Origin of the sequence: Streptomyces cadmiisoli (assembly GCF_003261055.1) — a bacterium.
Lineage (GTDB): Bacteria > Actinomycetota > Actinomycetes > Streptomycetales > Streptomycetaceae > Streptomyces > Streptomyces cadmiisoli.
This window is the reverse complement of the sequence record NZ_CP030073.1, coordinates 6,192,014-6,205,169: the sequence shown is the minus strand read 5'-3', so window position 1 is coordinate 6,205,169 and position 13,156 is coordinate 6,192,014. Positions and strand designations below refer to the sequence as shown.

The window sequence follows — 13,156 nt, the reverse complement described above, 5'->3', positions numbered from 1 at the left end:
CGCGGGGCGGGCCCGGACGCGGGGCGGCGCGGGACACCCCCGCCCCGTGTGCGCGGCCCCTTCCGCGTGGGGTGCCCCACACCCCTCGGGACCCCATCGCGTCGCTCTGACGATTACACTGGTTCCGTGCCTCAACTACGCCTCGCCCTGAACCAGATCGACTCGCGTGTCGGCGACCTCGCCGGGAACGCCGAGTCGATCCTCCGCCGGACCCGGCACTCCGCCGAGCAGGGAGCGCATCTCGTGGCGTTCCCGGAGATGGTGCTGACCGGGTATCCCGTCGAGGACCTGGCCCTGCGCTCCTCCTTCGTCGAGGCGTCCCGGACGGCCCTGCGCTCGCTGGCCGCGCGGCTCGCCGAGGAGGGCTTCGGCCGGCTCCCGGTGATCGTCGGCTACCTCGACCGCAGCGAGACCGCCCAGCCCAGGTACGGCCAGCCGGCCGGCGCCCCGCAAAACGCGGCGGCGGTGCTGTACGACGGCGAGGTGGCGCTCACCTTCGCCAAGCACCACCTGCCGAACTACGGCGTCTTCGACGAGTTCCGCTATTTCGTCCCCGGCGACACCATGCCGGTCGTGCGGGTGCACGGCGTCGACGTGGCGCTGGCCATCTGCGAGGACCTGTGGCAGGACGGCGGCCGGGTGCCGGCGGCGCGGTCGGCGCGGGCCGGGCTGCTGCTGTCCGTCAACGCCTCGCCGTACGAGCGCGACAAGGACGACACCCGCCTGGAGCTGGTGCGCAAGCGCGCCCAGGAGGCCGGCTGCACCACCGCCTACCTCGCCATGATGGGCGGGCAGGACGAGCTGGTCTTCGACGGCGACTCGATCGTCGTCGACCGGGACGGGGAGGTCGTTGCGCGGGCGCCGCAGTTCTCCGAGAGCTGCGTGGTGCTCGACCTGGACCTGCCCGCGGCCGTCGCCGACGCCCCGACGGGCGTGGTGGACGACGGGCTGCGGATCGACCGCCTGGTGCTGTCCGAGGAGCCCCTGCCGGCGTACCCGGCGGAGCGGACCGGCGGATACGCCGAGCGCCTGGAGGACGCCGAGGAGGTGTACTCGGCGCTGGTGGTGGGTCTGCGGGCGTACGTCGCGAAGAACGGCTTCGAGTCGGTGCTGATCGGCCTGTCCGGCGGGATCGACTCGGCGCTGGTCGCGGCGATCGCCTGCGACGCCGTCGGCGCGCGGAACGTGTACGGCGTGTCCATGCCGTCGAAGTACTCCTCCGACCACTCCAAGGACGACGCGGCGGAGCTGGCCCGGCGGACCGGGCTGAACTTCCGCACCGTCCCGATCGAGCCGATGTTCGACGCGTACATGGGGTCGCTGGGTCTGACCGGGCTGGCGGAGGAGAACCTCCAGTCCCGGCTGCGCGGCACGATGCTGATGGCCGTCTCCAACCAGGAGGGCCACATCGTGCTGGCCCCGGGCAACAAGTCGGAGCTGGCGGTCGGCTACTCGACGCTGTACGGCGACTCGGTGGGCGCCTACGGGCCGATCAAGGACCTGTACAAAACGTCGGTGTTCCGGCTCGCCGAGTGGCGCAACCGGGCGGCGGCGGAGCGGGGCGAGACCCCGCCGATCCCGGAGAACTCCCTGACCAAGCCCCCGAGCGCCGAGCTGCGCCCGGGGCAGGTGGACACCGACTCCCTGCCGGACTACCCGGTGCTGGACGCGATCCTCGAACGGTACGTCGACCGGGACGAGGGCGCCGACGTGATCGTCGCCGCCGGGTTCGACCGGGAGCTGGTCACCCGCACCCTGCGCATGGTGGACACCGCCGAGTACAAGCGCCGGCAGTACCCGCCGGGCACGAAGATCTCCCCCAAGGGGTTCGGCAAGGACCGCCGGCTGCCGATCACCAACGGATGGCGGGAGACGGCCTGACAGCGGTGAGGGGCGCCAGGTGATCACCTGGCGCCCCTTTCGTTCGCGCGGTGCGCGCTGCCTGCCCGGCGGCCGTCAGTGGTGAGCCGTCAGCCGGACACGGTCTCGGAGGCCTGCGGCACATGCCCGGCCACCAGACGCTCACGCCCGGTCCGCGGGGCGGCGGCGCGGCGCCGGTCCACCGCGTAGGCGGTGCCGGCCATCGCCAGGCCGAGGAGCGCGAGGCCCGCGCCGGCCGTCGCCGGCGACGTGGTGCCGAAGCCGGCGGCCAGGGCGAGCCCGCCGACCCAGGCGCCGCCCGCGTTGGCCAGGTTGAACGCGGCCTGGTTGGCGGAGGAGGCCAGCGACGGGGCGGCGGAGGCCCGTTCCAGGACCATCAGCAGCAGCGGCGAGCCGGTGACGAAGGCCGCCGTGCCGAGCAGGACCACGGCGAGCGCGGCGCTCCACTGGGCCGACATGAGCACCGGGTACAGCCCGAGGACGAGCACCAGCGAGGCCATGCCGCCGAAGAGGGTGCCCCGCATGGAGCGGTCGGCGAGGCGGCCGCCCAGCAGGTTGCCGGCGGTCGCGCCGACGCCGAACAGCGCCAGCAGCAGCGTCACGCTGGTGTCGGCGTACCCGGCGGAGTCGGTGAGCATCGGCGTGATGTAGCTGTACGCGGCGAACAGCGCGCCGAAGCCGGCGACGGTGGTGCCGAGGGCGAGCCACACGGGCAGCGAGCGCAGGGCGGCCAGTTCCCCGCGCAGGCCGGTGGCGGCGGCGTGACCGTGGTCGTGCGGGACCAGCAGGGCCAGTGCGGCGACGGCGGCCACGCCGATCACGCTGACCCCGAGGAAGGTCACCCGCCAGCCGAAGTGCTGGCCGGTGAGGGTGGCGGCCGGGACGCCCACGATGTTGGCGACCGTGAGGCCGAGGAACATCAGGGACACCGAGCGTGCCTTGCGCTCCGGCGCCACCATGGTGGCGGCGACGACGGCGCCGACGCCGAAGAAGGCGCCGTGCGGCAGTCCGCTCAGGAAGCGGGCGGCCAGCAGCCACTGGTGGTCGGGGGCGAGCGCGGACAGCGCGTTGCCCACCACGAACAGGACCATCAGTCCGATCAGGACGGTTCGGCGGGGCATGCGCGCGGTGACCGCGGCCAGCAGCGGGGCGCCGATGACGACGCCGAGCGCGTACGCGGAGACCAGATGGCCGGCGGCGGGGATCGAGACGTGCAGGTCGTCCGCGACCTCGGACAGCAGCCCCATCATCACGAACTCGGTGGTACCTATGCCGAAGGCGGCCACGGCGAGGGCGAGCAGGGCCAAGGGCATGAAAGGCCTTTCAGAGCGAAGTTCCGCGGACTTTATGTTCATCCTCGGAACAAAGTCTGCCAGGCTCAGTATTCCGACAGGTTAAGCCCGGGTTGCGACGGCCCTGCCGCCACCCCTCAGGACGACGGGTCCATCTTCACCCGCGCCGCCACCGGCAGATGATCGCTGGTCGTCTCCGGCAGCGTCCAGGAGCTGACCGGTTCCACACCCTTGACCAAGATCTGGTCGATCCGCGCCATCGGGAACGAGGCCGGCCAGCTGAAGCCGAACCCGCTGCCCGCCGCGCCCTGCGTGGAGCGCATCTGGGCGGTCACGGCCTTGAGCGCGCGGTCGTTCATGGTGCCGTTCAGGTCGCCGAGCAGGACCGTCCTGGGCAGCTGCTCGTCGCCGATGGCCTCGCCGAGCGCGTCGGCGCTGGTGTCGCGCTCGCGGGCGGTGAACCCCGCCTCCAGCTTGACCCGGACCGAGGGGAGGTGGGCGACGTAGACGGCGAGCGGCCCCTCGGGCGTGCGCACGGTGGCGCGCATGGCCCGGATCCAGCCCAGCTTGATGTCGACCGGCCGTACGTCGCGGAGCGGGTACTTGCTCCACAGGCCGACGGTGCCCTGCACCGAGTGGTACTTGTACGCCGCCGCCAGCGCCGACTCGTAGACCGGCACGGCCGAGGCCGTCAGCTCCTCCAGCGCCACCACGTCGGCGCCGGAGGCGGCCACGTCCCGGGCGGTGCCGGGGGCGTCGGGGTTGTCGGCGTTGACGTTGTGCGTGACGACGGTGACGTGGCCGCCGGCCGCGCCCGCCTTGTCGCTGAGCAGCCCGCCGAAGATGTTGAACCACACGACCGCCGGGATCAGCACGGCGATGAGCGCGACGGCGGACCGGCGCACCAGGGCCAGCAGGAACAGCAGCGGCACGAACACGCCTATCCACGGCAGGAACGTCTCGGTCAGGCTGCCGAGGTTGCCCACGCTGTTCGGGATGTACGCGTGGCCCACCATGACCAGCGCCAGCAGCAGCGCGACGGCGGCCACGATCAGACCGCGCCGCCAGATACGCCGGTCGCCGCGCCAGCCCGCGGCCACCCGGCCGGCCACGCGCCGAAGCCGAGATCCCGGGCGCTCGGGCTCCGAGCCGCCGTTGTCCGTCTCCGTCACGTATGCCTGCTGCGCCATACCGTCGCCTCGCTACCTGCCGTGCACACCGTCGTCCCCCACTGCTACGACCCTAGGGGATGATCGGCTCCGATCCTGCCGTCCCGCGACGGCCGTACGGGCACTTGGGACGAACAGTTCGGCGCGGGGGGTTCCGTTTCGGGCCTTCGCGTCGTGCTCTGTGACGAAACGCGCACATTCGGGCTACGCGCCCGGCGAACTGACGGGGCGTAGGCCGTCGAGCACCGTGTCGACGATCCGCTCCGAGAGGCCCTCGGGCAGATCGGCGTCGGCGCGCAGCAGTGAACGGACCAGCATGGGGCCGACGATGATGTCGTGCATCACCTCGACGTCGATGTCGGTGCGCAGTTCACCGTTCGCCTGGCCGCGGCGCAGGATCTCCAGTCCGAGTCGGTGGCGGGGCGCTATGACGGCGCTGTGATAGGCGGCCCAGACACGGGGGCTGCTCTTCATCTGGGCGTGGACGCTGTGCAGGATCGCCGAGGAGCGGCTGGCCAGTCCGCGTCGGCGCAGGATCTCCAGGAGCACGACGAGGTCGTCGCGCACGCTGGTGCCGGGGAGTTCGGGGTCGGGGGGCTCCGCGGTGCGGACCACGTCGACGAAGAGTTCCTCCTTGCCGCGCCAGCGCCGGTAGATGGCGGCCTTGCCGACGCCGGCGGTACGGGCGATGCGCTCGATGGAGAGTTCCGCGAGCGGGACGCCGTCCTCCAGGAGCTTCATCGTGCCCTCGACGATGGCCCGTTCCACGGCTTCGCTCCTGGGGCGGCCCCGCGCGGGGCCGGCCGGCCGGGGGCTTTCGGCGAGGCTCACGGTGCTTCCTTCCTTCGCTGTCCCGAGAGATTCTCCCCGGAGAACGACGGCCGGGCCGCGGCGGCACGGCCCTCACCGGCCGGCGCCGCGGTCCGCCCCGGCAGGTACAGCGCCACCACCACCGCCCCGACCAGGGCCACGCCGGCCCCGGACAGCGCCGTGACATGCATGGCGTGCAGGAACGCGTCGTTGGCGGGCGTGACCAGCGCCCTGCCCTCGGGGCCGAGCCGCGCGGCGGCGGCGAGGGTGGCCTCTATGGACTCGCCCGCGGAGTGGCGCGCCGCGGCGGGCAGCACGGTCAAGTCGTCCTGGACGGAGGTGCGGTAGGCGGTCGACAGGACCGAGCCGAGGACGGCGATGCCGAGGGCCCCGCCGACCTGCCGGAAGGTGTTGCTGAGGGCGGAGGCGGAGCCGGCCTTCTCCCTGGGCAGGGTCTGCATGATGACCACACTGGTCGGCGTCATGATGTGCGCCATGCCGGTGCCCATGAGGAAGAAGACGACCTCCAGGATCCAGATCGGCGTGTCGGCCTCCAGCGTGGCGAAGGCGGCGAGTGTCGCGGCGATGACCAGCATGCCGCCGGTGGTGGTGGCCTTGTGTCCGAAGCGGTCGACGACCAGCCGGGCGCGCGGCGCGAAGATCATCTGCGCGGCGGCCAGCGGCAGCATCAGCAGCCCGGTCTCGAACGGTGAATAGCCGCGCACGCTCTGCGTGTAGAAGACGGCGAAGAAGGTCACGCCCATCAGCGCGAAGAAGACCAGCGCGATGACGGAGATCGCGGCCGAGAACACCTTGTTCCTGAAGTAGCCGACGTCGATGGACGGATGGTCGCTGCGCTTCTCGAACAGGACGAAGGCGACGAGGACGGCGAGTCCGGCGCCGGCCGCCGCGAGCACGACGGGGTCCGTGAAGTCGGCGAGCTGGCCGCCGCGGATGATGCCGTAGACGAGCAGGACGAGGCCGACGACGGACAGCACCACGCCGACGGGGTCGACGCGGCCGGGGTGCGGATCGCGGGAGTCCGGTACCAGCCACAGCATCAGCCCGACCGCGAGCAGCACGATCGGCACGTTGACCAGGAACACCGAGCCCCACCAGAAGTGGTCGAGGAGCACACCGCCGGTGATCGGGCCGATCGCGATGGCCAGACCGACTCCGCCGGCCCAGATGCCGATGGCCTTGGGCTGCTCGTCGCGCTCGAAGACGTTCATGAGGACGGCCAGCGTGGCCGGCATCACGAAGGCGGCGCCGAGGCCCATCACCGCGCGGAAGACGATGAGTTCGCCCGGCGACCCGGAGAACGCGGCCAGGGCGGAGCCGGCGCCGAACATCACGAGCCCGCCGAGCAGCACCTTCTTCCGGCCCAGCCGGTCCCCGAGGAGTCCCGCGCTGAACAGCAGTCCGGCGAAGACCAGGGTGTAGGCGTTGATCGCCCACTCCAGCTCGCTCTGGGTGGCGCCCAGGCCGGTCGGGGCGGGTGTGGAGATCGTCTTGACGGCGACGTTCAGGATCGAGTTGTCGAGCACGACGATCAGCAGGCTCAGCATGAGGACGCCGAGGATCACCCAGCGTCGCCGGTGCACGGCGTCCGTCACACGGGGCCCGGAGGCGGCGGGAGCGGTCATGCCGTCGAGCCTAGGCTCGATACGATACGAGACGGTGCCGTATCGTAAATTTTTACCGGCCTCTTACGTGACCGGGGTCCCCCTAGCCGACACCGGCACGAGGTGCCACCATGGGGTTGGTCCGGGGACGCCGTCAGGGTGCCTCGAGATGACGTAAGGAGCCGTTGCCATGACGCAGCTTTCGGCTGCCCGCACGAATCCCTCCGACGGCAGCAAGGCGCTGTACGGGGGCAAGGGCACGCGCCGCATCACGGTCCGAGACATCGCCGCCGCCAAGGAGCGCGGCGAGAAGTGGCCCATGCTCACCGCGTACGACGCGATGACCGCGTCCGTCTTCGACGAGGCCGGCATCCCGGTCATGCTCGTCGGCGACTCCGCGGGCAACTGCCACCTCGGGTACGAGACCACCGTGCCCGTGACCCTCGACGAGATGACCATGCTGTCCGCCGCGGTCGTACGGGGCACGAGCCGGGCCCTGATCGTCGGCGACCTGCCGTTCGGCTCCTACCAGGAGGGTCCGGTGCAGGCGCTGCGCTCGGCGACCCGGCTGGTGAAGGAGGCGGGCGTCGGCGCCGTGAAGCTGGAGGGCGGCGAGCGCTCGCACCGGCAGATCGAGCTGCTGGTGGAGTCCGGCATCCCCGTGATGGCCCACATCGGCCTGACCCCGCAGTCCGTCAACGCGATGGGCTACCGCGTCCAGGGGCGCGGCGAGGAGGCCGCCGCGCAGCTGCTGCGGGACGCCAAGGCCGTCCAGGACGCCGGAGCGTTCGCGGTGGTCCTGGAGCTGGTGCCGGCCGAGCTGGCGGCCGAGGTGACCCGGACGCTGCACATCCCCACGGTCGGGATCGGCGCCGGTCCCGAGACGGACGCCCAGGTCCTGGTGTGGACCGACATGCTGGGCCTGACCGGCGGGCGGATGCCGAAGTTCGTCAAGCAGTACGCGAACCTGCGCGAGGTCATGGGTGACGCGGCGAAGGCGTTCGCGGAGGACGTCGTCGGCGGGACGTTCCCGCAGGAGGAGCACTCCGTCCACTGAGCCAACTCCGCACCAGGGACGGCCCGCCGATCTTCCCCCGTCGGCGGGCCGTCCGCTTTTCCGCACGCGCCTCCCCCGCCCCGGCGACCGGGGAAGAGGGCAGCCGTCGGGCGACGGCCGGCGCGGTGTCGGCGGGATGTCGGCCGTTTGTCGGTGGGGGCTGGGACCGTCGTCCCCATGACACGAATCGACAAGAACTCCGGCGGGGCGGCGGTCACCGTCCGGGGGCTGGTCAAGCACTACGGCGAGACCAAGGCGCTGGACGGCGTCGATCTGGACGTGCGCGAGGGCACCGTGATGGGGGTGCTCGGACCGAACGGGGCCGGCAAGACGACCCTCGTCCGCATCCTGTCCACCCTGCTGGCCCCGGACGCGGGACAGGCGACGGTGGCCGGCTACGACGTCGTGCGGCAGCCGCGGCAGCTGCGCCGGGTGATCGGGCTCACCGGCCAGTACGCCTCCGTCGACGAGAAGCTCCCGGGCTGGGAGAACCTCTACCTGATCGGGCGGCTGCTCGACCTGTCGCGCAAGGACGCGCGGGCCCGCGCCGACGAGCTGCTCGAGCGGTTCTCCCTCACCGAGGCGGCCAAGCGGCCGGCGGGGACGTACTCCGGCGGTATGCGGCGGCGGCTCGACCTGGCCGCGTCGATGATCGGGCACCCGGCCGTTCTCTACCTCGACGAGCCCACCACCGGTCTCGACCCGCGCACCCGCAACGAGGTGTGGGACGAGGTCAAGCGCATGGTCGGGGACGGGGTCACCGTGCTGCTGACCACGCAGTACATGGAGGAGGCCGAGCAGCTGGCCTCCGAGCTGACCGTCGTCGACCGCGGCCAGGTCATCGCCACCGGCGGGATCGAGGAACTGAAGGCCAAGGTCGGCGGGCGGGCCCTGCGGATCCGGCCGGCCGATCCGGCGCATCTGCGACCGCTCGCGGGGGCGCTCGACGAGCTGGGCATCACCGGGCTCGCCACGACGACCGTGGACGCCCAGACCGGCACGGTGCTGGTGCCGGTCCTCAGCGACGAGCAGCTGACCGCCGTCGTCGGCGCCGTCACCGCCCGCGGCATCACGCTCGCCTCGATCACCACCGAACTGCCCAGCCTGGACGAGGTGTTCCTGTCCCTGACCGGCCACCGCGCCGGTGCCCCGCAGGACGCCCGGCCCGCCGACACCCGCGAGGAGGTCGCCGTATGACCACCGCCACGATCACCGCCGAACCCGTGGCCGACGCCCGGATCCCGCTGCGCGCCCATGTGCGCCACACCTCCGCGCTGGTCCGCCGCAACCTGCTGTGGATCCGGCAGGACCCGGAGTCGATGTTCGACGCCATCCTGTTCCCGATCATCTTCACGCTGCTGTTCGTGTACGTCTTCGGAGGCTCGATCGGCCAGGCCCTGGGCGGCGGGCAGGAGGCGTACGTGCAGTACGTCGTGCCCGGCCTGATGGCCATGATGGGCATGAACATGGCCATGGGGGTCGGCACCGGTTTCAACCAGGACTTCAACACCGGGGTCATGGACCGCTTCCGGTCGCTGCCCATCGGCCGCGGCTCGGTGCTCTTCGCCAAGATCGCGGTGGAACTGCTGCGGATGCTGTTCGCGACCGCCGTGCTGATGGTGGTGGGCGTGCTCGTCGGGTTCGACATCACCGACTGGGGCGGACTGCTGGCCTCGGTGGGCTTGTCCGCGGTGTTCGGCTCCGCCCTGATGTGGGTGTTCATCACGCTGGGTGTGGTGATGAAGAACGCGCAGTCCGTGCAGGCGATGGGCTTCCTGGTGCTGATGCCGCTCCAGTTCGGCTCGTCGATCTTCGCGCCGACCCAGTCGATGCCGGGCTGGCTGCAGAACTTCACCGACTACAACCCGCTGTCCTCCCTCGCGGACGCGGCGCGCGGGCTGATGGTGGGCGGTCCCGTCGCGCACGACCTGTGGGTGACGCTCGGCTGGTCGGTGGCGCTCACGGCGGTGATGGCACCGATCGCGATCCACAAGTTCCGCACCAAGAGCTGACGCGGGCGCCGGTCACAGCAGCGCGGCGGCCTCCTTCGCGCTGAGGCCGCCGCCCTCGGCGCGGGCCGCCGCCAGCTCACGCGGGCCGAGCAGCCCGTTCACCGCCTCGGTGGCGCGGGCCCGGATCTCGCGCTCCTGGGCGGTGGCGAGGTGCCCGGGAGGCCGCAACGCCTCGGCCGCGCCCAGACAGCGGGCCGCGTCGGCGGCCTCACGGCCGTCGTCGACCCGCGCCAGGACCAGCGCGGCCAGGGTCAGATACGCCGACGGCAGGGCCGGCGCCATCGCCCGGGACATCGGGTCCTCGGCGTGCTCCAGTGCGCGCCGGAGCTTGCCCCGGGCCTCGCCGTACCGCCCGTCGGCGACGTCCAGCCAGGCCTCCTGCCCCAGGATGAAGGCGTCGAAGACGACGAAGTGGGCGATGTGGAACTCCTCGCGGAGCAGCCGGAGCTGCTCACGGGCCTCGGCGACCCGGTCGGTGAGGCTCAGCCACCCGGCGAGGAACAGCCGCGCGGCCGGCATCCCCTCGTTGCCCACGCCGTCGCTGCCGTCGAGCACCTTGCGCAGCTCGCGCTCGCCCTGCTCGCCGCGGCCCGCCTCCAGCAGCGCGTTGCCCAGCCGGGCGCCGAGCACCGCGAGCTGGGCGCGGGCACCGAGCCGGCCGGCGTGCTCCATGGCGTCCTCGTAGTCGGCGGCGGCCCGCAGGTACTCGCCGTCGCGCTCATGGCCCTCGCCGCGCGCGGAGAGCGCCTCGGCGGTGCCCCAGTCGTCGCCGAGCCTCCGGTACAGGCGCAGTGCCTCGTCGGCGTCCCCGACGGCGTCGCCCGTCCAGTCGGGCCGGTTGGCGAGGAGGTTGGCGCGCATCTGGAGGCTGGCGGCGAGCTCCCAGTCGTATCCCGGGGTGCGGCGGCAGGTGTCGACGTTGGCGTCGAGGATCGCGGGCAGCCGGTCGATGCCGCCGGTCAGCATCACGGCGAAGAACCACAGCATCCCGGGGGCCCGGCAGGTCTGCGGCAGGCCGGGCTCGTAGACCTCGGTGATGATGCGCAGCTTCTGCTGCGCCCGGGGGTTCTGCCAGGCGTCCATCTCGGTGTCCATGCAGGCGAGATGGGCGAGGTGGACACCGCGCCGGGCCTCCGCGAGGACCTCCCCGGTCATCGGGGGCGGTGCGTCCGTGCACCGCTGCCACACCGGGGCGGCCCGGCGCACCGGCTCGGTGAACGGGTCGGGGCCCAGCGCCATCACCTCGCTGCACCAGGTGCGGGCCTCGATGCGCAGGTCCCGCATCTGCCAGTACCAGGCCAGCGACAGCGCCAGGCACAGCGCCTCCTGCTCGTCGCGCTCGGCGACGGCGTGGCGCAGGGCGGTGCGCAGGTTCTCGTACTCCCGCTGGAGCCTTCCGACGGCGGCCAGTTGGTCCGCGCCGCGCAGCAACGGGTCGGTGGTGCGGGCGAGTTCGCGGAAGTACGTCAGATGGGCGCGCTCGGCCGGGCCCCGCTGCCCGGCCTCGTCGAGCCGCTCGCCCGCGTACTCGGCGACCGTCTCCAGCAGGCGGTAGCGCATCTCGCCGCCCTCGTCCGAGGGGGCGGCCACGACCAGCGACTTGTCGACGAGTGAGCCGAGCCGGTCGAGGGCGGCCGCCCCGCACACGGCTTCCGCGGCGGCCAGGTCGCAGCCGCCGGCGAACACCGACAGCCGGCGCAGCACGTCCCGCTCGTCCTCGTCGAGCAGGTCCCAGGACCAGTCGACGACGGCCCGCAGGGTCTGCTGGCGGGGCAGGACGGTCCGGCTGCCGGAGGTCAGCAGCCGGAAGCGGTCGTCGAGCCGGTCGGCGATCTGGCGGGGGGTGAGCATCCGCAGCCGGGCCGCGGCGAGTTCGATGCCGAGCGGCAGGCCGTCGAGCCGGCGGCAGATCTCCGCGCACGCCTCGGGGTCGTCGCCGACGCTGAAGCCGGGGCGGGCGGCGGCGCCGCGGTCGGCGAGCAGCCGCAGCGCGTAGGGCTCGGGCAGCGGCTCGACGGGGCGCAGCACCTCCCCCGGCACGGCGAGGGGTTCCCTACTGGTGGCCAGCACCGTCAGGTCGGGGCAGCGGGCCAGCAGTTCCTCGACGAGCCGGGCCGCCGCCCCGACGACGTGTTCGCAGTTGTCGAGGACGATCAGCATGCGGCGGCGGGCGCAGTGCTCGACGAGCCGTTCCACGGGGTCGTCGTGGCGGTCGGCGACGGCGGCCCGGAACTCCTCGGCGCCGGCGCCGTGCAGCACCGTCTCGCGGGCGCCGATCGCGGTGAGCACCGCCTCGGGCACGGCGGCCGGGTCGTCCACCGGCGCGAGCTCGGCCAGCCACACGCCGTCGCGGGCCGCGTCCCGCACGGTCTCAGCGGCCTCCTGCGACAACCGGGTCTTCCCGGCGCCGCCGGGCCCGAGCAGCGTGACCAGCCGGGCGGCTGCGAGGTCGCCGCGGATGGCGGCGATGTCGGCGTCACGGCCGACGAAGGAGGTCAGCCGGGCCCGCAGGTTGCCGGGCGGGCGCGGCTCGTCCGGCCGGTCGGGCGCGGCGGGCCCGGCGGGCGGGCTCCCCGGCTGCCCCAGCAGCTCGGCGTGCAGGGCCCGCAGCTCCGGCCCGGGGTCCGAGCCGAGCCGGTCCGCGAGCAGCCGTCGTACGTCCTCGTAGGCGGCCAGTGCCTGAGCGGTGCGGCCCGCGTCGCGCAGGGCGCGCAGACGCAGGGCCTGGAGGGGTTCGTCCAGCGGGTGGCCGTCGCACAGGGCGGTCAGCTCGGGCAGCACCTGCTCGGCCCGGCCGAGGGCGAGGGCGGCGGCGAGCCGGGCGCGCCACGCGTCCAGCCGGCGGGCCTCGCAGCGGGCCGCCTCGACGCCGCGCCCGGGGAGGTCGGCGAGGGCGGGGCCGTGCCACAGGGCGAGGGCGTCGTCGAGGAGGACGGCGGCCTTGGCGGGGTCGTGGTCGGCGAGGGCGCGCCGGCCCTCGTCGGCGAGCCGCTCGAAGCGGTGCAGGTCGACGTCGTCGGGGGCGGCGGACAGCCGGTAGCCGCCCCCGGCGGAGGCGACCGCGCCCGCGCCGAGCGCCCGGCGCAGCCGCCCGACGAGGGCCTGGAGGGCGCCCGCGGCGTCGGCGGGCGGATCGCCGTCCCACACCTCGTCCACGAGCAGCGTCGCGGGCACGGTCCGCCCGGCCCGCAGGGCCAGCACGGTCAGGAGGGCACGCAACCGCGCACCGCCGACCGCGACGGCCGTGCCGTCGGGGCGGAGCGCCTGGGTGGTGCCGAGGATGCGGTAGCGCACGGGGTCCATTCTCTCC

The 13,156-nt window shown here is 73.2% G+C and carries 9 protein-coding genes; 4 read left to right on the top strand and 5 right to left on the bottom strand.

From position 1 onward, the window contains the following. The first annotated feature begins 126 nt into the window (after positions 1–126). The gene (locus tag DN051_RS27140) at positions 127–1,881 is read left to right on the top strand and encodes an NAD+ synthase (RefSeq protein ID WP_053763904.1); all 1,755 of its coding nucleotides are present in this window, start codon (positions 127–129) and stop codon (positions 1,879–1,881) included. 89 nt (positions 1,882–1,970) lie between these two features. Here the strand turns inward: DN051_RS27140 and DN051_RS27135 are convergent, their stop codons facing one another. The 4 genes from DN051_RS27135 to DN051_RS27120 all read right to left on the bottom strand — a co-directional run bounded on the left by DN051_RS27135 (position 1,971) and on the right by DN051_RS27120 (position 6,798). Further along, a complete protein-coding gene (locus DN051_RS27135) occupies positions 1,971–3,194 on the bottom strand; it encodes an MFS transporter (protein WP_112439671.1) in 1,224 nt (407 codons plus the stop codon). A 116-nt stretch (positions 3,195–3,310) separates the two neighbouring features. After that, positions 3,311–4,363 (bottom strand): endonuclease/exonuclease/phosphatase family protein, encoded by a 1,053-nt coding sequence (locus DN051_RS27130; RefSeq protein ID WP_053763902.1) that lies wholly within the window; start codon positions 4,361–4,363, stop codon positions 3,311–3,313. A gap of 183 nt (positions 4,364–4,546) precedes the next feature. Then, entirely contained in the window at positions 4,547–5,173 is a 627-nt protein-coding gene (locus DN051_RS27125; RefSeq protein ID WP_079002131.1) for a TetR/AcrR family transcriptional regulator, read from the bottom strand. Further along, the gene (locus DN051_RS27120; protein ID WP_112439670.1) at positions 5,170–6,798 is read right to left on the bottom strand and encodes an MFS transporter; all 1,629 of its coding nucleotides are present in this window, start codon (positions 6,796–6,798) and stop codon (positions 5,170–5,172) included. Before DN051_RS27120 ends, DN051_RS27125 begins: the two co-directional genes overlap by 4 nt. A 169-nt stretch (positions 6,799–6,967) precedes the next feature. Between DN051_RS27120 and panB the strand changes: the two genes are divergently transcribed. The 3 genes from panB (at position 6,968) to DN051_RS27105 (ending at position 9,846) form a co-directional block, all read left to right on the top strand. Then, positions 6,968–7,834 (top strand): 3-methyl-2-oxobutanoate hydroxymethyltransferase, encoded by an 867-nt coding sequence (panB, locus tag DN051_RS27115; protein WP_053763899.1) that lies wholly within the window; start codon positions 6,968–6,970, stop codon positions 7,832–7,834. 177 nt (positions 7,835–8,011) lie between these two features. Next, positions 8,012–9,031 carry an ATP-binding cassette domain-containing protein gene (locus tag DN051_RS27110; RefSeq protein WP_053763898.1) on the top strand — a complete coding sequence of 340 codons (1,020 nt, stop codon included), beginning with the start codon at positions 8,012–8,014 and terminating at the stop codon, positions 9,029–9,031. Then, the gene (locus DN051_RS27105) at positions 9,028–9,846 is read left to right on the top strand and encodes an ABC transporter permease (protein ID WP_112439669.1); all 819 of its coding nucleotides are present in this window, start codon (positions 9,028–9,030) and stop codon (positions 9,844–9,846) included. Before DN051_RS27110 ends, DN051_RS27105 begins: the two co-directional genes overlap by 4 nt. Positions 9,847–9,858: 12 nt before the next feature. On the opposite strand, the gene DN051_RS27100 is transcribed toward DN051_RS27105, so the two are convergent. Next, positions 9,859–13,149, bottom strand: coding sequence for an AfsR/SARP family transcriptional regulator (locus DN051_RS27100; RefSeq protein WP_112439668.1), 3,291 nt, complete (start codon positions 13,147–13,149; stop codon positions 9,859–9,861). Positions 13,150–13,156: the final 7 nt, after the last annotated feature.